The sequence below is a fragment of the Streptomyces sp. NPDC045431 genome (assembly GCF_040646655.1).
Classification (GTDB): Bacteria; Actinomycetota; Actinomycetes; order Streptomycetales; family Streptomycetaceae; genus Streptomyces.
This window is the reverse complement of record NZ_JBEZAQ010000001.1, coordinates 904683-928593: the sequence shown is the minus strand read 5'-3', so window position 1 is coordinate 928593 and position 23911 is coordinate 904683. Positions and strand designations below refer to the sequence as shown.

General features: G+C 73.6%; 23 protein-coding genes. 11 read left to right on the top strand and 12 right to left on the bottom strand.

Features of this window, described 5'->3' with window-relative positions; genetic code table 11:
• The first annotated feature begins 201 nt into the window (after nucleotides 1–201).
• Both AB0A69_RS04145 and AB0A69_RS04140 read left to right on the top strand, forming a co-directional pair.
• Nucleotides 202–1767, top strand: a complete 1566-nt coding sequence (locus AB0A69_RS04145) for a S8 family serine peptidase (RefSeq protein WP_361415034.1) — start codon at nucleotides 202–204, stop codon at nucleotides 1765–1767.
• Between the two features lie 50 nt (nucleotides 1768–1817).
• Complete coding sequence (locus tag AB0A69_RS04140) at nucleotides 1818–3227, top strand: CoA transferase (protein ID WP_361415032.1); 1410 nt, start codon at nucleotides 1818–1820, stop codon at nucleotides 3225–3227.
• Here AB0A69_RS04140 and AB0A69_RS04135 read toward each other — a convergent pair.
• Complete coding sequence (locus AB0A69_RS04135) at nucleotides 3128–3916, bottom strand: lysoplasmalogenase (RefSeq protein ID WP_361415030.1); 789 nt, start codon at nucleotides 3914–3916, stop codon at nucleotides 3128–3130. The two genes, AB0A69_RS04140 and AB0A69_RS04135, sit on opposite strands and share 100 nt — an antisense overlap.
• Nucleotides 3913–4791: a sterol desaturase family protein gene (locus tag AB0A69_RS04130; protein WP_361415028.1), complete on the bottom strand. Its 879-nt coding sequence runs from the start codon at nucleotides 4789–4791 to the stop codon at nucleotides 3913–3915. Before AB0A69_RS04130 ends, AB0A69_RS04135 begins: the two co-directional genes overlap by 4 nt.
• 159 nt (nucleotides 4792–4950) lie before the next feature.
• Here AB0A69_RS04130 and AB0A69_RS04125 point away from each other — a divergent pair, with 159 nt between their 5' ends.
• Nucleotides 4951–8043, top strand: a complete 3093-nt coding sequence (locus AB0A69_RS04125; RefSeq protein ID WP_361415026.1) for an NACHT domain-containing protein — start codon at nucleotides 4951–4953, stop codon at nucleotides 8041–8043.
• On the opposite strand, the gene AB0A69_RS04120 is transcribed toward AB0A69_RS04125, so the two are convergent.
• Nucleotides 8040–8753, bottom strand: a complete 714-nt coding sequence (locus AB0A69_RS04120; RefSeq protein ID WP_361415024.1) for a VIT family protein — start codon at nucleotides 8751–8753, stop codon at nucleotides 8040–8042. The genes AB0A69_RS04125 and AB0A69_RS04120 overlap by 4 nt on opposite strands.
• A gap of 216 nt (nucleotides 8754–8969) precedes the next feature.
• Here AB0A69_RS04120 and AB0A69_RS04115 point away from each other — a divergent pair, with 216 nt between their 5' ends.
• From AB0A69_RS04115 to AB0A69_RS04090, 6 genes are all read left to right on the top strand, one after another.
• Nucleotides 8970–11555 carry an MXAN_6230/SCO0854 family RING domain-containing protein gene (locus AB0A69_RS04115; RefSeq protein WP_361415022.1) on the top strand — a complete coding sequence of 862 codons (2586 nt, stop codon included), beginning with the start codon at nucleotides 8970–8972 and terminating at the stop codon, nucleotides 11553–11555.
• 121 nt (nucleotides 11556–11676) lie between these two features.
• Nucleotides 11677–12687 (top strand): DEDDh family exonuclease, encoded by a 1011-nt coding sequence (locus AB0A69_RS04110; RefSeq protein WP_361415020.1) that lies wholly within the window; start codon nucleotides 11677–11679, stop codon nucleotides 12685–12687.
• Nucleotides 12688–12741: 54 nt separating this feature from the next.
• Entirely contained in the window at nucleotides 12742–12978 is a 237-nt protein-coding gene (locus AB0A69_RS04105; protein WP_078887695.1) for a hypothetical protein, read from the top strand.
• A gap of 61 nt (nucleotides 12979–13039) precedes the next feature.
• Nucleotides 13040–13882 carry an SURF1 family protein gene (locus AB0A69_RS04100; protein WP_361415017.1) on the top strand — a complete coding sequence of 281 codons (843 nt, stop codon included), beginning with the start codon at nucleotides 13040–13042 and terminating at the stop codon, nucleotides 13880–13882.
• An 89-nt stretch (nucleotides 13883–13971) separates the two neighbouring features.
• Nucleotides 13972–15762, top strand: coding sequence for a glycoside hydrolase family 15 protein (locus AB0A69_RS04095; protein WP_361415015.1), 1791 nt, complete (start codon nucleotides 13972–13974; stop codon nucleotides 15760–15762).
• A gap of 5 nt (nucleotides 15763–15767) precedes the next feature.
• Entirely contained in the window at nucleotides 15768–16523 is a 756-nt protein-coding gene (locus AB0A69_RS04090) for an SDR family oxidoreductase (RefSeq protein WP_361415014.1), read from the top strand.
• 17 nt (nucleotides 16524–16540) lie between these two features.
• Here the strand turns inward: AB0A69_RS04090 and amaP are convergent, their stop codons facing one another.
• Genes amaP through AB0A69_RS04065 form a run of 5 tightly spaced genes read right to left on the bottom strand, consistent with a single transcriptional unit; the run spans nucleotide 16541 to nucleotide 18791 of the window.
• On the bottom strand, nucleotides 16541–17119 hold the full coding sequence (gene amaP / locus AB0A69_RS04085) for an alkaline shock response membrane anchor protein AmaP (protein ID WP_361415012.1): 579 nt from the start codon (nucleotides 17117–17119) through the stop codon (nucleotides 16541–16543).
• Nucleotides 17120–17126: 7 nt separating this feature from the next.
• On the bottom strand, nucleotides 17127–17669 hold the full coding sequence (locus AB0A69_RS04080; RefSeq protein ID WP_361415010.1) for a DUF6286 domain-containing protein: 543 nt from the start codon (nucleotides 17667–17669) through the stop codon (nucleotides 17127–17129).
• Complete coding sequence (locus AB0A69_RS04075) at nucleotides 17666–18034, bottom strand: hypothetical protein (protein WP_361415008.1); 369 nt, start codon at nucleotides 18032–18034, stop codon at nucleotides 17666–17668. Before AB0A69_RS04075 ends, AB0A69_RS04080 begins: the two co-directional genes overlap by 4 nt.
• A 4-nt stretch (nucleotides 18035–18038) precedes the next feature.
• Nucleotides 18039–18230 (bottom strand): hypothetical protein, encoded by a 192-nt coding sequence (locus tag AB0A69_RS04070; protein WP_355365456.1) that lies wholly within the window; start codon nucleotides 18228–18230, stop codon nucleotides 18039–18041.
• Nucleotides 18231–18263: 33 nt separating this feature from the next.
• Nucleotides 18264–18791: an Asp23/Gls24 family envelope stress response protein gene (locus AB0A69_RS04065; RefSeq protein WP_361415006.1), complete on the bottom strand. Its 528-nt coding sequence runs from the start codon at nucleotides 18789–18791 to the stop codon at nucleotides 18264–18266.
• 93 nt (nucleotides 18792–18884) lie between these two features.
• Between AB0A69_RS04065 and AB0A69_RS04060 the strand changes: the two genes are divergently transcribed.
• Nucleotides 18885–19604 carry a hypothetical protein gene (locus AB0A69_RS04060; protein WP_361415004.1) on the top strand — a complete coding sequence of 240 codons (720 nt, stop codon included), beginning with the start codon at nucleotides 18885–18887 and terminating at the stop codon, nucleotides 19602–19604.
• 79 nt (nucleotides 19605–19683) lie between these two features.
• Here the strand turns inward: AB0A69_RS04060 and AB0A69_RS04055 are convergent, their stop codons facing one another.
• Entirely contained in the window at nucleotides 19684–20124 is a 441-nt protein-coding gene (locus AB0A69_RS04055; protein WP_361415002.1) for a helix-turn-helix domain-containing protein, read from the bottom strand.
• A gap of 69 nt (nucleotides 20125–20193) precedes the next feature.
• On the opposite strand from AB0A69_RS04055, the gene AB0A69_RS04050 reads away from it, so the two are divergent.
• Complete coding sequence (locus AB0A69_RS04050; RefSeq protein WP_361415000.1) at nucleotides 20194–20568, top strand: cupin domain-containing protein; 375 nt, start codon at nucleotides 20194–20196, stop codon at nucleotides 20566–20568.
• Between the two features lie 61 nt (nucleotides 20569–20629).
• Here the strand turns inward: AB0A69_RS04050 and AB0A69_RS04045 are convergent, their stop codons facing one another.
• The 3 genes from AB0A69_RS04045 to abc-f form a co-directional block, all read right to left on the bottom strand.
• Nucleotides 20630–21430 carry an enoyl-CoA hydratase/isomerase family protein gene (locus AB0A69_RS04045; protein ID WP_361414998.1) on the bottom strand — a complete coding sequence of 267 codons (801 nt, stop codon included), beginning with the start codon at nucleotides 21428–21430 and terminating at the stop codon, nucleotides 20630–20632.
• 161 nt (nucleotides 21431–21591) lie between these two features.
• Nucleotides 21592–21813 (bottom strand): helix-turn-helix domain-containing protein, encoded by a 222-nt coding sequence (locus AB0A69_RS04040; RefSeq protein ID WP_254751967.1) that lies wholly within the window; start codon nucleotides 21811–21813, stop codon nucleotides 21592–21594.
• A 356-nt stretch (nucleotides 21814–22169) separates the two neighbouring features.
• Nucleotides 22170–23768 (bottom strand): ribosomal protection-like ABC-F family protein, encoded by a 1599-nt coding sequence (abc-f, locus tag AB0A69_RS04035; protein WP_361414996.1) that lies wholly within the window; start codon nucleotides 23766–23768, stop codon nucleotides 22170–22172.
• Nucleotides 23769–23911 lie beyond the last annotated feature (143 nt).

Below are 23911 nucleotides of genomic sequence, written 5' to 3'. Positions count from 1 at the left end.
GGAAAGAACCTCACGGTTCTCCCTGTCAACGTCACGGGGAGCCGGGCGAAGCGGTTCACCTCCAGCCGTTTTTTCCTCGTGCGGTCGCCCGGATCGGCCAACTCGTTGCTGCGCCGGGATGATCGGCGCTAGCTTCGCTCGTCATGTACCCGCCCACACCTCACCCGGTGGGGCGGCCGTCACGGATGATGTGGAGAACCCATGGCTCATCTGGGATCCGGGCGCGGCCGGCGTCACGCCGCCCTGCCCGCCGGACTGGCGCTCACGGCGTCACTCGGCCTGCTGCTGCCGGCGGGCGCGGCGTCGGCCGCACCGGCACCGGCACCGGTCGCCCCCGCGCAGGCCGCCACAGCGGCCGGGCCGGCGATGTCGTACGTCGTCAACGTGACGGGCGGCCAGGCCACCGCCGCGGCGGTGAAGCGCGCGATAGCCGCGGCCGGCGGCAGGGTGGTCATCGCGTACGACCAGATCGGCGTCATCGTCGTCCACGCGGCCAACCCGCACTTCGCGGCGGAGCTCCGCGCGGTGCCGGGCGTCGAGTCGGCCGGTGCGACGCGGACCGCTCCGCTGGCGGCCCAGACCAGCGACGACGTCGCGGCGGACCAGCCGCTGACCGCCGCTGAGGCGCGAGCGGCGACGGCGCGGGCGGCCACCTCGACGGCCGACGACGATCCGCTGCAGCCGCTGCAGTGGGACCTGCCCGCCATCAAGGCGGACAAGGCCCACCTCAAGACGCCGGGCAGCCGCGCCGTGACCGTCGCGGTGCTCGACTCGGGCGTCGACGACACGCACCCGGACATCGCGCCGAACTTCGACCGCGCGGCGTCGGCGAGCTGCCTCGGCGGCGTACCGGTGCAGAAGGACAACGCCTGGCGGCCGGCCGCCGAGGAGAGCGACCACGGCATGCACGTGGCGGGCACCATCGCGGCGGCGAAGAACGGGATCGGCGTCACCGGGATCGCCCCGGGGGTGAAGGTCTCCAGCCTCAAGGTGGCGGAGCCGGACAGTGGCCTGTACTACACGGAGGCGGTCGTCTGCGGCTTCGTGTGGGCGGCGGAGCACGGCGTCGACGTGACCAACAACAGCTATTACACGGACCCCTGGCTGTTCAACTGCACGACGGACCCCGATCAGAAGGCGCTCGTCGACGCCGTCACGCGCGCCTCCCGGTACGCGGAGCGCAAGGGCGTGGTGAACGTGGCCGCGGCCGGCAACGCGCGGATGGACCTGGCGGCCGAGACCCTGACCGACAAGACCAGCCCGAACGACACCACCCCGGTGGTACGGACCGTCGACACGCGTGAGTGCTTCGACATCCCGTCCCAGCTGCCGGGCATCGTGACCGTCTCGGCCACGGGCGCGCAGGGGCTGAAGTCCTCGTACTCCAACTACGGCCTCGGCGTCGTGGACATCGCGGCGCCGGGCGGCGACTCGACGGTGTACCAGCCGCCCCAGGCGCCGGCCACCAAGGGCGGGATCCTCTCCACCACGTTCCGCGGCGGCCACACGTACGCCTACAAGTCCGGTACGTCCATGGCGTCGCCGCACGTCGCGGGTGTCGCGGCGCTGGTCAAGTCCGTACGGCCGCATGCCACGCCGGCCGAGGTGAAGGCGCTGCTGTACGCGCGGGCCGACGCCATGCCGTGCACCGTTCCGTACGACATCGACAAGAACGGCACGGTGGACGCGGTGTGCGAGGGCGATGAGCGGCGGAACGGGTTCTACGGCGTCGGCATGGTCGACGCCTTGGACGCGGTGCGCCGCTAGGCCCGTCGTAGGACCTTCCCTGAGGTGGCACCCAGTGCCATAGTGGCGGTATGGAGCCGACCTGTCCCGCCGCCACGGAGTCCGCTTGGGTGGCACTGGGTGCCGACGCCGCCCTCCTGGACCGGGTCGCGTACGGCGGCCCGTCCGGTGGGCTGCCCGCGCGGCTGCCGGTCATGGAACTGGCCCGTGCGACGGTGGCGGTCTGCGCGCTGGCGGCCGCCGAGCTCGGCGCGGTCCGTACGGGGCGGCCCGTGCCGCGCGTACGGGTGGACGACGGGGCGGTCGCGACGGCCTTCCGCAGCGACCGCCTCGTACGGCTGGACGGGCGCCCCTGGGAGGGGTTCGCGCCGCTGTCGCGGTTCTGGCGGGCCGCGGACGGATGGGTGCGGACGCACGCCAACTATCCGCACCACCGGGCCCGGCTCCTCGCCGCGCTCGGCCTGCCGGGCGGCGCCGGGCCGGACGCCGTCGCTGCGGCGATCGCCGAACGCCCGGCCGTGGCCGTGGAGGACGCCGTGTACGCGGCGGGCGGGCTCGCCGTCGCCGTACGCGGCCCCGCCGCGTGGGCGGCACACGAACAGGGCGCCCTGGTGGCGCGGCAACCGCTGCTGACGCTGGAGCGCCTCGGTGACGCCCCGGCGCGGGTGCCCGGGGCGCGTGCGCTGCCGGGGCGCGTGCGCGGTGAGGCTCCGTCGCCGTGCGCCGGCGTGCGGGTGCTGGATCTCACGCGCGTGCTCGCCGGGCCGGTCGCCACGCGCACGCTGGCGCTGCTGGGCGCGGACGTGCTGCGGGTGGACGCCCCGCAGCTGCCGGAGACCCCGGAGGCGCACAACGACACGGGGATGGGCAAGCGGTCGACGGCCCTCGACCTGGGGCGGGGAGCGGACCGGCGGGCGTTCGAGGAGCTGCTGGCGGACGCCGATGTGGTGGTCACCGGCTACCGGCCGGGCGCGCTGGACCGGTTCGGGCTCTCCCCCGAGGCGCTCGACGAGCGCCGCCCGGGTCTGGTGGTGGCGCAGCTGTCCGCGTGGGGCCGGTACGGCCCGTGGGGCGGGCGGCGCGGCTTCGACAGCCTGGTCCAGGCGGCGACGGGCATCGCCCTGCTGGAGGGCTCCGCGGAGGAACCGGGCGCCCTCCCCGTCCAGGCCCTGGACCACGGCACGGGCTATCTGCTCGCCGCCGCCGTCCTGCGCGCGCTGACCGAGCAGCACGGGGCCGGCGGGACCCGCCTGGCCCGGCTGGCGCTGACGCAGACTGCGCACTGGCTGACGCACGGCCTCGCCAAGGGCCCGGAGGGCGGCGGCCCGTACGACCCGGAGCGGTGGCTGACGGAACGGGACAGCCCCATGGGACGGCTGCGCTACGCGCGCTCGCCCGTGTCGTACGAAGGGGGCCCGGCGGACTGGACACGACCGCCCGCGCCGCTGGGCACGGACCGCGCGGAGTGGCTCGGTCCCTGACCGGCTGTCCGGAGCACCCCCTGGACCAGCAGGTACTGGGCCGCCGTGTAGGTGGCCATGATCCAGAAGTCGGGGACGGGCGGCTGCGGCCAGTCGGCGACCCCGGCGGCGATGAGCGTGTCCGAGAGCAGGAACAGCGCCCCGCCCGCCCCGGCGGCGAGACCCAGCCCGCTCGCGCGGTACGCCATGGCCGTGAGCAGCGCCGCGTAGCCGGCGACCGGAACCCTCAGGTCGGCGGGCAGGCCGGGCCAGAGGAGGACGACCGTGACGACGAGAGCGGCGCCGTAGACGGCCCCCAGAGCCGGGGACGTACGGGCACGGCGGAACAGGAACAGGTAACACACGTGTCCGGCGGCGAAGGAGCCCATGCCGACGAGGAAGGCCCACTCCGCGTCGGACAGCAGGAACACGTCACCGCCCCAGCCGAAGAGCAGGGCGGCGAGCAGGGGCCGGGGTACGCGCCCCGGCGCGTGGCCCGCCACCGCGGACGCCGAGTACACCGCGTACGCCGCGTACGCCGCGTATGCCGCGTATGCCGCGTATGCCGCGAGCAGCGGCATGAGCAGCGGCTTCGCGATCCGGTGCCCGGTGTCGGACCCGGCCAGGAGGGCGGCCAGGTCCGCGGCGACGGCCACCACGAAGGCGAGGAGCAGCACCCGGGCGACCGGGCCCCTGGGGACCGGGGTCACGCGGTGCGCTCCGGGACCGGGGGCTCGACCCGCGCGTCGAGCGCCGCCGGCTGCCAGCCGGGCCCGCGGAAGATCCGCCCCGCCCGCTCGCGCCAGCTCCGGGCGGCGCGCAGGTCACGGGCGATGGCCGCGTACTCGTGGGTGGCGACGCGCAGCGGGTTGTACGTGTGGATGTTTTTGGTGAGCCCGTAGACGGGCCGCTCCGTCTCCGCGACGAAGGAGCCGAACATCCGGTCCCACAGGATGAGGATCCCGCCGAAGTTGCGGTCCAGGTAGCCGCCCTGGGAGGCATGGTGGACGCGGTGGTGGGAGGGGGTGTTGAAGACGTACTCGACGGGGCGGGGCAGCTTCCCGATCCGTTCGGTGTGCACCCAGAACTGGTAGACGAGGTTGGCGGAGTAGCAGAAGAAGACCGCCGCCGGGTGCACGCCGAGCGCCACCATCGGCAGGAAGAACGGCCACACGGTGAGCGAGGTCCAGGGCTGGCGCAGCGCGGTGGTGAGGTTGAACTTCCGGCTGGAGTGGTGGACGACGTGGCAGGCCCACAGGATCCGGATGACGTGGTGGCCGCGGTGGGACCAGTAGTAGAGGAAGTCCTGCGCGAGCAGCATCAGCGGAACGGTCCACCACAGGACGGGGACACGGAGCGGCGTGAGCTCGTAGACGGCGGTGAAGAGGGCGAGTGCCGGGACCTTCCACAGCAGGTCGAAGACGATGCTGCCGAGCCCCATGCCGATGCTCGTGGCGGCGTCCTTCACCTCGTACCCGGCGGCGTCCTCGTCGGGATGCAGTCGGTAGCTGACCATCTCGAGGACGGTGAGCAGGACGAACGCGGGGATGGACCACAGCACGACATCGGGCAGGTTCGGCGGCATGCGAGCACCGTAGAGCGGGGGATCGTGGCGCGGCTAGAGGTGGTTACCGACAAGTATGCGAGACGACTTGTCAGCGGGCTTTGGCGACTTCCGCCAAGACCGGCGTCGTACGATCCGGTGGCAGGGGCAGCGTGAGGGGGATCAATCGCCGTGCAGGGTATGGAACTTGCGGTCGCTCGTCTCGCCGGTACGGTGCTGGGCGCGGTCGCGCGGTCGCTGGTCGCCCCCAGGGCGGGCGCGGGGCTGGTGGACCGCCCCGTGCGCCCCCTCCCCCGCCCGGCGAAACCGGACCGGCTGGCACGGGTCCTGTCCGAGCGGCTCACCGCGCCGTACGGCTCCCTCCCCGAGCACGAGCGCCTGGCGGCGGTCGACTCCGTACGGGACACCTTCGCGGCCGCCGGGGAGATCGACGCGGAACGCCTCTTCCGGCTCGACCTGGAGCCGGGGCGGCTGGCCGGTGAGCTGCGCGCGCCGGCGGCCGGGCTGAGCCCGCGTGCGCTCGACCTGTACGAGGAGCTGCTCGCGCTGTGCTGCGCGCACCTGGTGGAGCAGCTGACGGCGCACCCGTCCTTCCCGGCCCGCGCGGCGGTGGAACAGACCCGTGCGGCCGGTCGCACCCGAGCCCTGGTGGAGGACCTGGCCGCCGCCCCGCACCGCCGCCGGGACGCGGCGGCGGTGGAGTTCGAGGAGCGGTACGCGGCGTACGTGACGGAGACGTACGGGCGGCTGGAGCTGTTCGGGCTGACGCTCGGACGGTCGGCGAGCGAGTGGCCGCTGGACACGGCCTACATCAGCCTCACGGTGAGCGACACGGCCGGCGTGGAGCGGCGCGACGCCATGGACCTGCCGCACGCGGGCCGGGGCGCCGTCACGGCCGAGCAGGCGCTCGCCGAGTCGGACCGGGTCCTGCTGCGCGGTCCGGCGGGCTCCGGCAAGTCCACGCTCGTGCAGTGGCTCGCGCTCAACGCGGCCCGGCGCAGCTTCCCCGCCGAGCTGGCCGACTGGAACCGGTGCGTGCCGTTCGTCCTGCGGCTGCGCGCCTTCACCTCGGCGGATGCCCTGCCCCTCCCGGACGACTTCCTGCGGGCGGCGGGCGTCCCGCTGCACGGCTCGGCGCCCGGGGGGTGGGTGGAGTCGCTGCTGTCGTCCGGGCGGGCCCTGGTACTGGTCGACGGCGTCGACGAGGTCCCGGCCCGGCTGCGCGGCCGTACCGTGGCGTGGCTGAAGTCCCTGATCGCCGCCTTCCCGGAGGCGCGGTACGTGGTGACCACGCGGCCGTCCGCCGTGCCGGAGGACTGGCTGGCCGCCCAGGGCTTCACGGCCCGCTCGCTGCTGCCGATGGACCGCGAGGACATCCGGGCCTTCGTCGCGCACTGGCACGCCTCGGCTCGGCTGGAGGGCCCCGCGGAGGCGGAACTCCTCGACACGTACGAGCAGTCGCTCCTCCAGGCCGTCACGACCCGCCGGGACCTCGGGCGGCTGGCCACCAACCCCCTGATGTGCGCGCTGCTGTGCGCCCTCAACCGCGACCGGCGCATGCACCTCCCGCGCGCCCGCAAGGAGCTGTACGACGCGGCGCTCGACATGCTGCTCGTACGGCGTGACATGGAGCGCGAGATCGGCTGCGTGGAGGGCGTGGCTCTGTCCCGCGAGGAGCAGACCGCGCTGCTCCAGCGCCTGGCGTACTGGCTGGTCCGCAACGGGCAGGCGGAGGCGGCGCGTGCGGAGGCCGTCGAGATGGTGGGCGAGTGGCTCACCGCGATGCCCCAGGTGACCGCGGGCCCGGACGCCGTCTTCGCCCACCTGCTGATCCGCAGCGGTCTGCTGCGCGAGCCGGTTCCGGGCTCCGTCGACTTCGTCCACCGCACCTTCCAGGACTACCTGGGCGCCAAGGCGGCCGTCGAGACGCGGGACTTCGGCGTGCTGGTGCGCCACGCGGACGACGACCAGTGGGACGACGTCGTCCGCATGGCGGTGGGCCACGCCCGCGTGGAGGAGCGCGCGCGTCTGCTGCGGCAGCTGCTCAAGCGCGCCGACCGCGCGCCCCGGCTCCGCCACCGCCTGGTCCTCCTGGCGGCGGCCTGCCTGGAGCACGCGCCGGAGCTGGACCCGGCGGTGCGGGCGGAGGTGGAGACCCGCGCGAGGGAGCTGGTGCCGCCACGCTCGCTCGCGGACGCGGAGGAACTGGCCAAGGTCGGCGAGCTGGTGCTGGAGCTGCTGCCGGGGCCGGAGGGGCTGGAGGAGCAGGCGGCTGCGGCGGTGGTGCGGACGGCTGCGCTGGTGGGCGGGGATGCGGGGCTGGAGGTGATCGCGCGGTTCCGGGGGGACGAGCGGTTCCGGGTCGCGGATCAGGTGTCCGAGGCGTGGGGGCAGTTCGACACGGAGGTCTATGCACGGCGGGTGCTGAGCGCGGGTGAGTGGCGGGTTCCGTACGTTCGTGTACGTACGCCGGAGCAGTTGGCCGCTCTTCGCCATGTCCCCTGCGCGAAGTCCGTCTCTGTGGGTGGGGCCCACAGTGACCTGCGACCGTTGCACGTACTGCAAGCTCTGGAGTACGTGCATCTGAACAACAACCCGGTCCTCACTGATCTGGGCCCGCTGGCGGAGATGCCCTCCCTACGTAGGCTGGGCTTGTACAGATGCGGGGCCATGACAGATCTGTCGCCGCTCGCGGGCACGGATTTGGAGCGACTTTTCCTGCTGGAGGCGGAGCCGCCCCTCTCCCTGGAACCGTTGGGGACGCTGGGCAAGCTGGACCATATGGGGTTGGACTTCCGATGTGCTGCCCGCTCCCTGGCCGAGGTGCCGGTGGGGCCTCAGCTCACAGAGCTCGCCTTGTACGCACGCGCTGGGCATCTGGGCCTCGACGGCCTTGAACGATGGCCGGCGCTGCGCTGGCTTTCCCTGGCAAGCGACACGCAACGCAATGAGTTGCTGGCCCGGCAGGCCCTCCCCGAGCTGCGGTTCCTCCGACTGCAGTGGCAGACCGGACTCAACCTCCGGTCGCTCGTTCCGTTGGGTGGGCTCACCGAGCTCTTCCTGTACCAATGCGGGCTCCTGGGGGGCCTGGAGCCGCTCCGCGACCTCCCCGACCTCACCTCCCTCGGGCTCTCGCACAGCCACGGCCACGACGGCCCCATCGACCTCCGCCCCCTCCTTGACCTGGACCGGCTGACCATCACCCTGACCGGTGACATGCCGCTCATCGGCGAGGAGCTCTTCGCCCCCGGCCGCATCGTCCGCAACGCCTAAACCCCCGCCGCCCCCAGCAGCGACCCCGCCCCGTACGTCACCGCCATCGCCAGCGCGCCCCCGCCCACCACCCGGAGGACCGCCGGGCGCACCGGGGCGTCGCCCAGGCGGGCGCTGGACCAGCCGGTGAGGGTGAGGGCCGCGAGGACCGAGAGCACCGTGACGGGGAGGCGCAGGGGCGCGGGGGGCAGGACGATGGCGAGGAGCGGGAGCAGGGCGCCGACCGTGAAGGCGAGGAAGCTCGCTCCGGCCGCGTGCCAGGGGTTGGTCAGTTCGTCGGGGTCGATGCCCAGCTCCACGCGCGCGTGGGCACGCAGGGCGTCGCGTTCCGTGAGTTGTTCGGCGGCCTCGCGGGCGACGTCGCGGCTCAGGCCGCGGGCCGCCAGGAGGTCGGTGAGTTCGTCGAGTTCGGCGTCCGGCTGCTCGCGCAGTTCGCGCTTCTCCTGGGCCAGCGCGGCCTTCTCGGAGTCGCGCTGCGTGGAGACGGAGACGTACTCCCCCACCGCCATGGACATGGAGCCGGCCAGCAGGCCCGCGAGGCCGGCCGTGAGGAGTGTGGCGCGGTCGTCGGTGGCGCCGGCGACGCCGACGACGAGTCCGGCGGTGGAGACGACGCCGTCGTTGGCTCCGAGGACGGCGGCGCGCAGCCAGTTGAGGCGGGTGCCGAGCGCGCCGGCGTGCGCCTCGTCGTGGGATGGTGCATCGGTCACCCGGTGAGGGTCTCACCCGCGTGGGCCGGATGCCCGTTGGCCGCAGCCCAAATTGGGTGGCGGCCCCGTACGGGTGTTCCCTAGAGTCCGTGCACGCGGGGACGGCTCCGCACGCGTGCTTCCTTCTCCTTCTCTCCAAAAGAATCCGTGTAGCGCGCTCACTCTCCGTCCCCGCCTCACACTTCTTCCCGTCGCCGGGTTCCCAGGGGGATCTGTTTGTCCGCGCTGTCGTCCGTACTGCTCCGCCGTCTCCGTACGGTCTACGTCGGCGGGGCCGGGCCCCGCCCCGGGGACGGGCCGACGGCCGAAGGGCTCGTCGCCCTGGAGGCCGAGCTCCTGGAGCGCGGATTCACGCCGACGGCGCGCCTGCGGGCCGCGCTCGCGTGGCTGGGGCCGGCCGGGCTCGCGGAGGCGGGCAAGGAGCTGCTGGGCCGGCTGGACGCCGAGCTGGGGTCGGATCGCACCCATATGCCGCTGTTCCGCGATTTCCCGGTCTCCGTTCCGGACGACACCGACCGGCTCTATGTGGACCGGGTCTTCGCGCTGCTGCTCCAGTGGCCCGCCCAGCCGTGCGTGCTGTGCGGCACGGTCGGCGGTGTCGAGCCCGTCTCGCCCTGCGCGCATCTGGTGTGCCGGGCCTGCTGGGACGGCGCCGACTACGCCGGCTGCCCCCTCTGCCACCGCCGCATCGACCCGGCGGACCCGTTCCTGAAGCCGGCCGCACCGTCGCGCCACACACCCGAAGCGCCGTCCGGCGGTCCGCTGTGCCCGCTGGACCTGGGCACCGACCCGTCCGCCGACGCCGCCAAGGCGCTGGGCGCGCTGCTGGCCCGCCGTACGCCGCTGCCGCCGCAGGACCGTGACGACCTGAAGGTGCTCCTGGCGTACGCGCCGCCCGCGCTGGACTGGCTGCCCGAGGACGTTCCCGTACGGGAGACCAAGGCGCTCGTCCTGGGTTCGCTGCTGCTCGATCCGCGCACGCGGGAGGCCGTACGCCCCCTGCTGGACGAACGGCTGACCACCGCGACCGACGTGCTGCGGCTGCTCGCCGTCTGGTCGGGCGGCGAGCCGGACCTGCTGGAGCGCCACCGCTTCCGGTCCCTGCCGCGCGGCCTGCGCCGGCAGCTGCTCGCCGTCCTGGACGGGCTGGCCGCCGAGTCGCTGGTCGAGGACGTGCTGCGGTACCCGGGGCCGTGGAAGCGTGCCGCCGAGGTCCTCCACCCGTACGAGCGGCACGGCGACCACCCAAAGGCGGCCCTCGCCTTCGCGGTGCTGCGCGGGACCGACACCGCGGCCGTCTCCGCCTCCCTCGGCGAGGCGCTGCGGCGCACGGCGGCCGAGCACCCGCGTGCGGTGCGGATCACCGGCACGCGCATCAGGGCGAACACCTGGTCCGGCCGGGTCGAGGAGGCCCTGCGCGCCCGGGACCGCTCCACGGCCCTCGCGCTGCTCCTCCAGCGGCCCGGAGAGCTGCTGCGTCGCCTGGACCACCTGCTGCGCCTGGACGGCGAGGCCGGCGCGAGCCTGACGGAGGCAGAGGCGCAGGCGCTGATGGAGGTCCTCCCGGGCGCGGGTCCCGGCCCGCTGCTGGCCGCGCTCGGACGCCTGCGGGGACGTCACCTGCCCGCCGAGCGGAGGGTGTTCTTCCCGCGCGGCCGGGTGACCCACACGTACACGGTCGAGGACACGCGCGCGCCGCTGCCCGCCGCCGTCACCGAGCGGGTGTGCGGGCTGCTGGAGGCGGAGGTGCTGCGCCGGCTGTCCACCGCCTCCCGCTTCCGGCTGGCCGTGCTCGACGCGGGCCTGTCCGGGCTTGCCGTCCCCTCCGCCGAGGGGGCCGCGGCCAAGGCCCTGGTGTCGGTTCCCCGCGGCAGCACGCAGCGGCTGCCGGAGGGCGAGGTGCTGCGGCTGTTCCTGCATTGGACGCAGCCCCCGGGGACGCGGGTCGACCTGGACCTGTCGGTCGCGCTGTACGACGCGGAGTGGACGTACCTCGGCCTGTGCGACTACACCCACCTCGTGTACGGGCGCAGGGCCGCTGTCCACTCCGGCGACCTGACGTCCGCCCCCGCGCCGGACGGGGCGACGGAGTACGTCGATCTGGACCTGGACGGGCTCAGGGCGGCGGGCGTGCGGTTCGCGCTGCCCCTCGTCTTCAGCTTCAACAACATCCCCTTCGACCAACTCACCGACGCGTTCGCCGGTTTCATGTCGCTGCGGTCGAAGGAGGCCAGGAGCGCGCGGTACGACCCGAAGGCGGTGCGCCAGCGCTACGACCTGGTGGGCGAGTCCAGGATCCATGTGCCGATGCTGGTCGACCTGGAGCGGGGCGCCTTCCTGTGGGCGGATCTGCACCTGCCGCCGTCCGAGGGGTACCACAGCGTCGCGCGGCACAGCCGCGACCTGGGCCGGATCGGGAAGGACCTGTTCCAGTACTTCTCGGCCGGGCGTACGACCCTGTGGGACCTTGCCGTGTGGCACGCGGCGGCGCGGGCGGAGGAGACCGCCGTCCTGCGCGACGGGGAACTGCTCTCCTTCACGCGGCACGTCGGCGAGACCCTCGGCTCGTACGCCCGGCGTATCCGTACGAACCGGGCACCGGACGCGCGGCGCGCCGGGGAGGATCCGGTGGCGTCGGCCGCCCGGGCGGCGGCCGGGCGGCATGTCCTGCTGGCCCTGGTGGACGGCTCGGTGGCACCCGAACGGGCGTCGGGCACGGTGTACCGGCTGCTGCCGGGCGCCGTCGACGGCTGCGGCCTGGAGCAGGCGGCGGCCGGGGACCTGCTCGCGGCTCTCGGCTGAACCACCCCCAACTGCCGTCGCCGACAGGGAAGCAGCGCCTCGGGGCGTCAACACGGCGGGCCGGAGGGGCTTGCACGGGGGATGCCGGGGGCGGCGTTGTCAGTGGCGGCCTCTATTCTCAGTGACCATGCTCGACGACCGCACGACAGCAGCAGCGTGGCCGACCGCCTACCCCCAAGAGGGGTACGCGGTCGTCGACGTGGAGACCACCGGCCTCGCCCGCGACGACCGGATAGTGTCGGCTGCCGTCTACCGGCTCGACGCGCAGGGCAATGTCGAGGACCACTGGTACACGCTGGTCAACCCGGAGCGGGATCCGGGCCCGGTGTGGATCCACGGTCTGACGACCAGCGTGCTGGAGGGGGCGCCGCTCTTCGCCGACATCGTCGCGGAGTTCTCGCGGCGGCTCGACGGCCGGGTGCTCGTCGCGCACAACGCCATGTTCGACTGGTCGATGATCGCCCGGGAGTACGCGCGCGCCGAGCACACCGCGCCCGTACGCCGGCGGCTGTGCACCATCGCGCTCGCCAAGGAGCTGGCGCTTCCGCTGCCCAACCTCAAGCTGGAGTCCCTCGCCGCGCACTTCGGCGTCGTCCAGCAGCGCGCGCACAACGCGCTGGACGATGCGCGCGTGCTGGCGGAGGCGTTCCGCCCGAGCCTGCACGCGGCGGCCGAGCGGGGCGTACGGCTGCCGCTGCTGGAGTGCCGTCCGCTGACGGAGTGGGCGCCGTCGCCGTCCGTGCCGATGCCGCGCGCCGGGCAGCAGTCCACGTCGTCGTACCGCGCGAACAGCTGGCGGCCGTCGCGGAAGCGGCCGGCGTGCCCGTACCCGAACCCGGGGCGTTACGAAGCGGACAAACCACTCAAGCAGGGGATGCGTGTTGCCTTTTCGGGCGATACGTCCGTCGAGCGGGAGCTGTTGGAGGACCGTGCGATCGAGGCGGGCCTGCATGTGGCCACCAGCGTGTCGCGGCTGACGAGCCTGCTCGTCACCAACGATCCGGACGCGGCGACCTCCAAGACGGTCAAGGCGAAGTCCTTCGGCACGCCGATCGTCGACGAGGCGGCGTTCACCCATCTGCTCCGCGACGTGGCCCCGGCCGAGGCCTCGAAGGACTCAGCAGACGAGTGACGGTCCGGGCGTTGCGCCGCCCCTTCCCCGGACGTACACCGCACCCTGTGGCGCATGGCACGTTGTGAGGTCTGCGGAAACGACTACGGCATGTCCTTCGAGGTGCACGCGCAGGGCGCGGTGCACGTCTTCGACTGCTTCGCCTGCGCCATCCACCGCATGGCGCCCATCTGCGAGCACTGCCGGGTCCAGATCATCGGTCAGGGCGTCGAGGTCGACGGCCAGTGGTTCTGCGGCGGGCACTGCGCCCGCGCGGAGAAGGGCCAGGTGGGCATCGTCGACAAAGTGTGACGCACCCCCCATCCCGCACCCCCCTCGGTGCACCCCGTGGCGCCGGTTGTACCGTCGTGGGGTGTACCGCTTCCTGTTGTCCCGGCAGTGGGTGATCCTCACCCTCCTCGCCCTCGTCCTCATCCCCGTGATGATCGAGCTGGGCTTCTGGCAGTTCCACCGGCACGAGCACCGGGTCGCCCAGAACGCCCTGATCGCGGACAACCTCCGGGCCGAACCCGTCCCCGTGGCGGAGCTCACCTCCCCCGGGCACACCGTCCCGCGCGCCGACTACTGGCGCCAGGTGACCGCCACCGGCACCTTCGACACCGCGCACGAGGTCGTCGTACGCCGCCGGACCAACGCCGACGACAAGGTCGGCTTCTTCGTCCTGACCCCCTTCCTCCTCACCGACGGCCGCGTGGTCCTGGTGAACCGGGGCTGGGTCCCCGCCGCCGACGACCAGGCCGCCTTCCCGGAGGTGCCGCCCGCCCCCAAGGGCGAGGTGACCGTCACCGGCCGCCTCAAGGCCGACGAGTCGACCGGCGCCAGCGGCATCAAGGACCTCAGCGGTCTGCCGCCCCGCCAGGTGATGCTGATCAACAGCGAGCAGCAGGCCCAGCGCCTCGGGCGCGAGGTGCTCGGCGGCTACCTGGAGCAGACGGAGCCGCAGCCCTCCGGTGACCTCCCGGAACTGATCCCGGAGCCGGACCACGACTCCATCGGGGCCCACATGGCGTACGCCGTGCAGTGGTGGCTCTTCGCGGCGGGCGTCCCGGTCGGCTGGGTGGTGCTCGTGCGCCGCGAGAAGCGCGACCTCGCGGCGGCGGCAGAGGCGGCGGCCGCAGCGGACGCGGCGGACGGAGACGCCCACAAGGCGGACGCGGCCGAGACCGCCGAGGCCGCCGCGCCGTCCGCCCCCTGACACCCGGCCCCCGGTCACCGGCCCCCGGCCCCCGGCCACTCGGCGATGCGCCCTGCTTAACCGAACGCCGGTGCGGGAACACGCCTGGGGTGACGCAACTCATCGAGGACTACGCCCTCATCGGCGATCTCCAGACCGCGGCGCTGGTGGGCAAGGACGGCTCCATCGACTGGCTGTGCCTGCCCCGCTTCGACTCGTCGGCCTGTTTCGCGGCCCTGCTCGGCGATGAGGACAACGGCCACTGGCGGATCGCGCCCAAGGACGCGACGGTGTGCACGCGCCGGGGCTACCTGACCGACTCGCTCATCCTGGAGACGGTCTGGGAGACCCGCACCGGCACCGTCCGGGTCCTCGACTTCATGCCGCAGCGCGACCAGGCACCCGATGTCGTGCGGATCGTCGAAGGCGTCAGCGGCGAGGTCGAGATGGCGGGCGTGCTGCGGCTGCGCTTCGACCACGGGTCGATCGTGCCGTGGGTGCGCCGCTTGGACGGCCACCGGGTGGCGGTCGCCGGCCCCGACTCCGTATGGCTGCGCAGCCAACCCGAGGTCAGGACGTGGGGGCAGCAGTACAGCACCTGCTCGTCCTTCACGGTCCGCCCGGGCGAGAAGGTGGCGTTCGTGCTGACGTGGCACCCCTCCCACCAGCCGCGCCCGCCGCTGGTCGACCCGTACGAGGCGCTGGAGCACACGCTCGAGGACTGGAAGGCGTGGGCGGCGCAGTGCGTGTACGAGGGGCCGTACCGGGAGGCGGTGCTGCGCTCGCTCATCACGCTGAAGGCGCTGACGTACGCCCCGACGGGCGGGATCGTGGCCGCGCCGACGACCTCGCTGCCGGAGGAGATCGGCGGCGTACGCAACTGGGACTACCGCTACTGCTGGCTGCGCGACTCGACGCTCACGCTGGGCGCGCTGCTGTCCGCCGGGTACCTGGAGGAGGCGTCGGCGTGGCGGGACTGGTTGCTGCGGGCGGTGGCGGGCGACCCGGCGGACCTGCAGATCATGTACGGGCTGGCGGGTGAGCGGCGGCTGCCGGAGACGGAGCTGCCGTGGCTGCGCGGCTACGCCGGATCGCGCCCGGTGCGGATCGGCAACGCCGCGGTGCACCAGCTCCAGCTCGACGTGTACGGCGAGGTCATGGACTCCCTCTACCTGGCGCGCGAGGCGGGTCTGCAGGCGGAGCCGTACGCGTGGAACGTCCAGCTCAGCCTGCTGAACTTCCTGGAGTCGGCGTGGCGGCGGCCGGACGAGGGCCTGTGGGAGGTGCGCGGGCCGCGCCGCCACTTCGTGCACTCGAAGGTGATGGCGTGGGTCGCCGCCGACCGGGCCGTGCGGACGCTGGAGGAGCACCCCGTCCTGCGCGGTGACGCGACGCGGTGGCGGGCGATGCGGGACGAGATCCACCGGGAGGTGTGCGAGAAGGGGTACGACGCCGACCGGAACACCTTCACGCAGTCGTACGGTTCGCGGGAGCTGGACGCGGCGACGCTGCTGATCCCGCGCGTCGGCTTCCTGCCGCCGGACGATCCGCGGGTGGTGGGGACGGTGGACGCGGTGCGGCGGGAGCTCAGCCACGACGGCTTCATCCGCCGGTACAGCACCGAGGGGGTGGCGGTCGACGGCCTGCCGGGCGACGAGGGGACGTTCCTCGCGTGCTCCTTCTGGCTGGCGGACGCGCTGCGCATGACGGGCCGGGACAAGGAGGCGCGGGAGCTGTTCGAACGGCTGCTCGCGCTGCGCAACGACGTGGGTCTGCTGGCGGAGGAGTACGACCCGTCGTCGCGGCGGCAGCTGGGCAACTTCCCGCAGGCGTTCAGCCACGTCGGACTGGTCGGGACCGCTCTGGCGCTGGCGCGGGAGGAGGCGGGCGGAGCAGGATAGGGCGCATGGATCTTGGACTGAAGGACCGTGTGTACGTCGTGACGGGCGCGTCACGGGGCCTGGGCAACGCGTCGGCGCGGGCACTGGTGGCGGACGGCGCGAGGGTCGTGCTCTCGTCGCGCGACGAGAAGGCGGTCGCGCAGGCGGCGGCCGCACTGGGGCCCGGCGCCGTGGGCGTCGCGGCGGACAACGCCGACCCGGCGGCCGCGGAGCGCCTGATCGACACCGCCCGGACGCGTTTCGGCCGCTTCGACGGCATCCTGATCAGCGTGGGCGGACCGCCGCCCGGCTCGGCGGCGGACAACACCGACGAGCAGTGGCGGGCGGCGTTCGACGCGGTGTTCCTGGGCGCGGTGCGGATGGCCCGCGCCGCGGCGGCGGCCCTGGGCGAGGGCGGCGTCATCGGCTTCGTGCTCTCCGGCTCGGTGCACGAGCCGATCACCGGCCTGACCATCTCCAACGGCCTGCGCCCGGGGCTGGCCGGCTTCGCCAAGTCCCTCGCCAACGAGGTCGGCCCGCGCGGCGTCCGCGTCGTCGGCCTGCTGCCCTCCCGCATCGACACCGACCGCGTCCGCGAACTGGACGCCCTGTCGGGCGACCCGGCTGCGGCGCGCGCGGCGAACGAGGCGAACATCCCGCTGCGCAGGTACGGCACCCCGGAGGAGTTCGGCAACACCGCCGCCTTCCTGCTCTCGCCGGCCGCCTCGTACCTGACCGGCGTCATGCTGCCGGTCGACGGGGGCGCGCGGCACGGGTTCTGACGTTCGGGCCCGGGGCGTCAGTTCACCCGGCGCGGGGCCTGCTTGACGGCGCGCAGGCGGGCTTCCGCCGGGAGGGCCGCCAGCCGCGCCGAGGCGCGGGCGCGGGCGAGGGTCCCGGCGGTGAGCTCCCGCAGCGTGTCGGCCGGGGAGGCGTGGGGCTCCAGGAGGAGGGAGACGCGGGCGGCCGGGGCGGTGCGGCGCCCGGTGAGCCGTACCCGCGCGCGGGCCACGCCGTCCAGGGTCTCCGCCTCGGACTCGACCGCGCCTTCCAGCGCCCGGCCGCGCAGCACCGCACCCTCCCCGTCGCCCGTGTCGACGAGCACCTCGGCCAGCCGACGCTGCCTCAGCTGCGCCAGCAGCCACACCAGTGCCAGCAGTACCAGGGCGGCGAGCACCGCGACGACGACGGCCCACCGCCACTCGCCCCGTCCGCGCCGGGCCTCGCTGAGCAGTACCGCGTCGGGGCCGTGCCACGGCCACCAGGACGGTACGCCCAGGTCGAGCCCGGCCGCGAGGACGGCGCCGCCCGCGCAGAGCAGCAGCAGCCCGGCGAGGCCGACCAGGACACGGTTGACGGCACGGAGCACTCCGGCCACCTCCTTCTCACCGCCTCTTCGCCGGGCGCCTGACGCGTACGGACAGCGCCGGCGGCCGCTTGAGGCCGAGTTCGTCGATCCCGTCGTCCAGCGCCGCGCGCACGTCGTCCCGTACGTCGTCGAGGTCGCGGAAGTGCGACACGGCACGCACCGCGACCGCACGCCGGCGCGCGCGTACCCGTACGGAGCGCACGCCCGGAACGGCCTGCGCCCGGTCGCGCAGCACGAGCGCCACCGCCTCCCGGTCGAGCCCGGCCCGTACGGGCACGGCGTCGCGCCGCATCGGCAGCACCCGGCGCAGCCCGGGCGTGACCGCCAGCACGAGCAGCCACAGCCCCAGCGCCGTCGCGGCCCCGGCGCCCACGAGCACCCACACGTCGTCCAGGGGGCGGCGGTCCAGTTCCTCGAGGAGCACCCGCCGCCAGCGCATGCCGGGCCGCCCGGCCCGTACCGCCGCGATGTCGTACAGCAGCAGGCCCGCGCCGCCGAGGACCACGAGCGCGACGAGGGCGGCGGGGACGCGCCGTACGGACCAGAAGCGCCCGTTCACGCGAGCCTCCCGCGGGTGCGCTGCGGCGAGTGGAGCCGTTCGACCTGGACCGCCACCTCCGGCACGCTCATGCCGGCGAGGGCTTCGACCCGCCGGGTGACGTGGCGGCGCACGGCCCCGCACTGGGCGCCGATGTCGGAGGGGTAGCCGAGTTCCAGGCTGATCCGGATGCGCGCGCTGTCCCGGTGAACGACGACCGACGCGTGCGGCGGCCCGCCGCCTTCCGGTACGCCGCCCTCGGGGGCGTCGTCGAGGGCTTCGCGCGCCGCCCGCGCGGCGATCTTCGCGACGACGCGGTCGGCGATGACGGTCGCGCCGCGCTCCGGCGCCCGGACACCGGTGGCCGCCGCGGTTTCCCCCGCCACGGCGTCACCGCCGCCGGTCGTCGCGGTCGCGGCCCCGGAAGAGGTCCCCGGGCTCCAGGTCTCCGTCGAGGAACCGCCCCACCACGAAGCCGACCGCGCCCAACGCGGCAACCAGCAAAAACGCGCCGAAGCCGCCGAAGTAACCGGCGAACCCGAGCGCCATCCCGGCCAGCAGGCCGACCACCGCCATGCTCATCCTGCGCTCCTTCGTGGTCCGTGGACCCCTGGACTACTGGATCCGGGTCTCGGGCTGCTCCTCTTCCTCCTCATCGGGGAGCTTCACGTCGCTGACGGCGATGTTGACCTCGACGACCTCGAGACCGGTCATCCGCTCCACCGCCGAGATGACGTTCTCCCGGACGTCCCGCGCCACGTCGATGATCGAGACGCCGTACTCCACGACGATCTCCAGGTCGAGCGCCGTCTGGACCTCGCCGACCTCGGCCTTCACGCCGCGCGTCACACCGGCCCGGCCGCCGCCCGGGACCCGGTCGCGCACCGAGCCGAAGGTGCGCGAGGCCGCGCTGCCCATGTCGTGGACGCCGTCGACGTCCCGGGCCGCGAGCCCGGCGATCTTCATGACCACGCCGTCGGCGATGGTGGTGCGGCCGCGCGAGCCCGGGTCGGCGCCCGCGCCGACGGTGCGCCGCGTCGACGAGCTCCTGCGGGCTTCCTCGGCCGCCGGTTCCCTGATCTGCCCGGCCTTCGCGGTCTGGGCCGCCTGGGCCGCTTGCGAGGTCTGTGAGGTGTCGCTCATCACCGTTCATCCCTTCCGGGCTGATTTGCGCTCTGTTGACCACACTAAGGGCGGTTGCCCGGTTTCGCGCCGGGGATGCGGCAGGCTGGAGGAATGACGACGGCTGAGGGATGGGCCACGACGGTACGCAGTCGGCTGAGCCTGGGGCGACTGCTCCCCCTGGGCGGCCTGGCGGACGGGACCTGGCTGGCGGAGCGGGCGGCGGACGGGGTGCTGCGCGGGGCGGCCCGGCGGGTGCCGGGCGTGTCACCCGGCCGGCTGCGCATCGATCTCGCGGAACCGGACGCGGCCCCGGGGCCGGTGTCCCCGTTCCCACGGCCGCCGGGTGCCCTGCCGCCGGGGCCGCTGCGGCTCTCGGCGGACTTCGCGGCGACCGGCGGCGTCGGCGTACCGCTTCCGGAGCTCGCCGCCGGGCTGCGTACGGCCCTGTTCGCGGCGTGCGAGGAGCGGCTGGGGCTGGTGGTGACGGAGGTGGACCTGCGGGTGACGGCGCTGCTGGACGGGCCCGCGCCCGCCCCGGAAGCGGAACCGTCCGCAGCCCCCGGGGAGGAGGCGGGCGCGGTCGACCTGTCCGACCCGGTGGCCGCCGCCGCGGCAGCCGTACCGGGGGTGCGGCGGCTGACGACGGTGCTGGGCCCGTCCGTGCACCGGGCGGCCGACCACCTCCGTATCGAGGTGGCGACCGCGCCGGACCACCGCGCGCTGGATGTGGCGCGAGCGGTCCGAGCAGCGACGGGCGCGGCGGCACCGGTGACCGTGCTGATCACGGACGTCGCCGCGGGGGGAGATGACCCGAGCATGCCGGCACCCTGACCATAAAGGCTCACCGGCCCGCGGAGGGCCCGGCACGACGCCTCGCCTCGCCGCGCCGCTCGGGCGGTGAGTCGTCAGCTCACCAGGCAGGGCGGATCGGCCCCGACGGCGTCAGTCGTGTCAGGTCGGCGACGAGTTCGCCGAAGCGCGCCTCGCCCAGCGCTTCCCGCCACGGCGCGACGGCAGCCCGGGCCGCCTGGTCGGCGGCGCGCGTAGCGGCCCAGCCGGTCTCGGTCAGCCCCAGGAGGCGGGCGCGGGCATCGCGCGGGTGCGGATGCCGCTCCACGTAGCCCTTGCGGACGAGCTCCTCGACCAGCTGGGCGGCGGCCTGTTTGGTCACCCCCAGGTGCTCGGCCAGGTCGGCCGTGGTGGCGCCGCCCGCGGAAATGCGGGCGAAGGCGAAGCCGTGTGCGGGTCGTAGGTCCTCGAATCCCTGCCGGGCCACGCGGGTGTGGATTTCCTGCACCAGCTGTCCGGAGAGTGCCAGCACGAGTGCGGGGAAGGCCAGGGCGTCGTCCATGGGCTTGACTATAACTCGTCAAGTTGCTTGTCTATCTGGACAAGCAACTTGTCTGAATAGGGGTGGGGCATGCCATTCATCCGCGGTGACGAAGCCGTCGTACACGAGATCCACGGCGGCCGTTTCGTTTCCTACGTCCGCCCGGACACCGGCAGCCGGGACCTCGCCGCCTGGCGCCTCGAGATCCCGGCCGCAATGGTGGGGCCGACCCACACGATCAGCGAGGAGGAGACGTTCTACGTCCTCTCCGGTCGCCTCCTGCTCACCATCGACGGTGAGAGCGCCGAACTCGGCGCAGGCGACGCGGCTGTGGCACCCGCGGGCTCCGCACTGGCGGTCGCCAACCAAACCGACCAGCCCGCCCACGCGTGGGTCACCACACGGGTCGGGCTCACCGCCGAACTGGCCGACGGCACCACCATCACACCGCCCTGGGCCCACTAGCGCGCTGTGATCGCGTACGTCCGCCGGATCCGGCGCGTCACGCCGTGCCCCAGCGCCTGGACTAGTCGGCGAGGCCCGCCAGGTCGCGCAGGCGCCGGGCCTGGGCGGCGCGTTCCGCGACGCGCTGCTCCTCGTACGTACGCTCCTGCGCACCCCGCAGCAGCGCCTTCGTCTCGACGACGGCGTCGCGCGGGGCCGCCAGAAGCGCCGCCGCCAGGTCGCGTACGGCACCGTCGAGTTCCTCGACGGGCACGACCAGGTTCGCGAGACCGATGCGCTCGGCCTCGGCGGCCTGGACGAAGCGGCCCGTGGCGCAGATCTCCAGCGCGCGGGCGTAGCCGACCGCCGCGACCAGCGGATGCGTGCCCGTCAGGTCGGGAACCAGGCCCAGGCTCGTCTCGCGCATGGCGAACTGCACGTCCTGCGCGACGACCCGCAGGTCGCAGGCGAGCGCAAGCTGGAACCCGGCGCCGATGGCGTGCCCCTGGACGGCCGCGATCGACACGATGTCGTTGCGGCGCCACCAGGTGAACGCCTCCTGGTACTCGGCGATGACGGCGTCGAGCTCCTCGTCCGAGCCGCGCGCCAGGTCCAGGAAGGACGGCTCGCCCTCGAAGCCCTCGGGCGTGAACGCCTGCCGGTCGAGCCCCGCGGAGAAGGACTTGCCCTCGCCGCGCAGGACGACGACCCGCACGCTGCCCGGCAGCGACCGCCCGGCCTCCACCAGCGCCCGCCACAGGGCGGGCGACTGCGCGTTGCGCTTGGCCGGCTGGGCGAGCGTCACCGTGGCGACGGCGTCCTCGACGGTGAGGCGTACGCCGTCCTTGTCGAACACTTCGAGGACTGGGTCGAGCGAGGTCATGGGGCGCCTCCGGATCCGGTGCGGCGGCTGTGCAGCCGATGACAGCCATCAAGTGACTGCACAGTAACCACCCGGTCGACACGCCGGTCGACCGGGTGGCCCTGCCGGATCCCTTGGGCCGGATGAGCCCGCTCGGACGGCGAGTGCCGACGCGGAGACCGTCAGGCCGAAGGGGCCTTCTTGCCTCGCGTAGCTCCGCCGCGTCCCCGCAGCGACACTCCGGACTCACTGAGCATCCGGTGGACGAACCCATAGGACCGGCCGGTCTCTTCGGCCAGTGCCCGGATGCTCGCACCGGAGTCGTACTTCTTCTTCAGGTCTGCCGCGAGCTTTTCGCGCGCGGCGCCGGTCACCCGGCTGCCCTTCTTCAGAGTCTCGGCCACCCGTGCCTCCTCATGGGAAGTGCGCCTCTGGACTCTCATGATCACCCCTCTGCGGCCACATGGCCAGCCATTCGACAAGGTCGGTGCCGCAAGGTTTCGCCATTCGGCGCTCACCGGACGGTCACCTTCCCGTCTCCGGAGCCCGGCCCGGCGCCGACTCTGCGGCGAAGTGCCAGGTCAGGGCGGTGGAGGGAACGACAACGCGGCGCGGGAGCGGAGGACGGGAATCCACCGCTCGCCACGCCGCGATATGAGACGCACTCACTCAGATGAAGGATCACGCGTAAGCCGAATGATCCATGCGGGGACGATCAGACGAGGGTCGAGCACAGGCCGGGGCCCCGTCGGGGACCGGGTCAGGCGAGGGCGACCAGGTCCGCGTAGTCGGCTCCCCACAGGTCCTCGACGCCGTCCGGCAGCAGGATGATGCGCTCCGGCTGCAGGGCCTCGACCGCTCCCTCGTCGTGCGTGACCAGGACGACGGCGCCCTTGTACGTGCGCAGCGCGCCGAGGATCTCCTCGCGGCTGGCCGGGTCGAGGTTGTTGGTCGGCTCGTCCAGCAGCAGCACGTTCGCCGAGGAGACGACCAGGGTGGCCAGCGCCAGCCGGGTCTTCTCGCCGCCGGAGAGCACGCCGGCCGGCTTGTCGACGTCGTCGCCGGAGAAGAGGAAGGAGCCCAGCGTCTTGCGCACCTCGACGAGGTCGAGGTCGGGCGCGGCCGACCGCATGTTCTCCAGGACGGTCCGGTCGGGGTCGAGGGTCTCGTGCTCCTGGGCGTAGTAGCCGAGCTTGAGGCCGTGGCCCGGCGTCACCTGGCCGGTGTCCGGCTTCTCCACGCCCGCGAGCAGGCGCAGCAGCGTGGTCTTGCCGGCGCCGTTGAGGCCCAGGATGACGACGCGGGAGCCCTTGTCGATGGCGAGGTCCACGTCGGTGAAGATCTCCAGCGAGCCGTACGACTTGGAGAGCCCCTCCGCGGTGAGCGGGGTCTTGCCGCAGGGCGCCGGCTCGGGGAAGCGGAGCTTGGCGACCTTGTCGGAGGCGCGGACCTCTTCCAGCCCGGACAGCAGGCGCTCGGCGCGGCGGGCCATGTTCTGCGCGGCGACGGTCTTGGTGGCCTTGGCGCGCATCTTGTCGGCCTGCGCGTTGAGGGCGGCGGCCTTCTTCTCGGCGTTGGCGCGCTCGCGCTTGCGGCGCTTCTCGTCGGCCTCGCGCTGCTGCTGGTAGAGCTTCCAGCCCATGTTGTAGACGTCGATCTGCGACCGGTTGGCGTCCAGGTAGAACACCTTGTTGACGACGGTCTCGACGAGGTCGACGTCGTGGGAGATCACGATGAAGCCGCCGCGGTACGTCTTGAGGTAGTCGCGCAGCCAGACGATCGAGTCGGCGTCGAGGTGGTTGGTGGGCTCGTCGAGGAGCAGCGTGTCGGCGTCCGAGAAGAGGATGCGGGCGAGCTCGACGCGGCGGCGCTGACCGCCGGAGAGCGTGTGGAGGGGCTGCCCGAGGACGCGGTCCGGCAGGCCGAGGGCGTGCGCGATGGTGGCGGCCTCGGCCTCGGCGGCGTACCCGCCCTTGGTGAGGAACTCGGTCTCCTGGCGCTCGTACTGCCGCAGCGCCTTCTCGCGGGTGGCGCCCTGGCCGTTCGCGATCTTCTCCTCGTTCTGCCGCATCTTGCGGATCAGGACGTCGAGGCCGCGGGCGGAGAGGATGCGGTCGCGGGCGAGGACGTCGAGGTCGCCGGTGCGCGGGTCCTGCGGGAGGTAGCCGACCTCACCGGAGCGGGTGATGGTGCCGGCGGCGGGGATGCCCTCGCCGGCGAGGCACTTGGTGAGGGTGGTCTTGCCGGCGCCGTTGCGGCCGACAAGGCCGATGCGGTCGCCCTTGGCGACGCGGAACGAAGCGGATTCGATGAGGACGCGGGCGCCGGCGCGCAGCTCGATGCCGGAAGCGGTGATCACGGACAGACTCCAGGGCGGGTGGGACGGCGGAAGGACGGCGGGTGCGGTGGCTTCGACGCCGGCTAATGCACAGGGAGAATGGCCATACGGGCCAGTCTAACGGGCGGGTGCAACTGGTTTTCCGGCCGCGGAGGGCGGTCCGG

Bases quoted from the DNA above. Each gene is read 5' to 3' on its own strand.
- AB0A69_RS04145 (WP_361415034.1), top strand. From the start codon at position 202: ATGGCTCATCTGGGATCCGGGCGCGGCCGGCGTCACGCCGCCCTGCCC.
- AB0A69_RS04140 (WP_361415032.1), top strand. From the start codon at position 1,818: ATGGAGCCGACCTGTCCCGCCGCCACGGAGTCCGCTTGGGTGGCACTG.
- AB0A69_RS04130 (WP_361415028.1), bottom strand. From the start codon at position 4,791: ATGCCGCCGAACCTGCCCGATGTCGTGCTGTGGTCCATCCCCGCGTTC.
- AB0A69_RS04125 (WP_361415026.1), top strand. From the start codon at position 4,951: ATGGAACTTGCGGTCGCTCGTCTCGCCGGTACGGTGCTGGGCGCGGTC.
- AB0A69_RS04105 (WP_078887695.1), top strand. From the start codon at position 12,742: ATGGCACGTTGTGAGGTCTGCGGAAACGACTACGGCATGTCCTTCGAG.
- AB0A69_RS04090 (WP_361415014.1), top strand. From the start codon at position 15,768: ATGGATCTTGGACTGAAGGACCGTGTGTACGTCGTGACGGGCGCGTCA.
- AB0A69_RS04070 (WP_355365456.1), bottom strand. From the start codon at position 18,230: ATGAGCATGGCGGTGGTCGGCCTGCTGGCCGGGATGGCGCTCGGGTTC.
- AB0A69_RS04065 (WP_361415006.1), bottom strand. From the start codon at position 18,791: ATGAGCGACACCTCACAGACCTCGCAAGCGGCCCAGGCGGCCCAGACC.
- AB0A69_RS04060 (WP_361415004.1), top strand. From the start codon at position 18,885: ATGACGACGGCTGAGGGATGGGCCACGACGGTACGCAGTCGGCTGAGC.
- AB0A69_RS04055 (WP_361415002.1), bottom strand. From the start codon at position 20,124: ATGGACGACGCCCTGGCCTTCCCCGCACTCGTGCTGGCACTCTCCGGA.
- AB0A69_RS04050 (WP_361415000.1), top strand. From the start codon at position 20,194: ATGCCATTCATCCGCGGTGACGAAGCCGTCGTACACGAGATCCACGGC.
- AB0A69_RS04045 (WP_361414998.1), bottom strand. From the start codon at position 21,430: ATGACCTCGCTCGACCCAGTCCTCGAAGTGTTCGACAAGGACGGCGTA.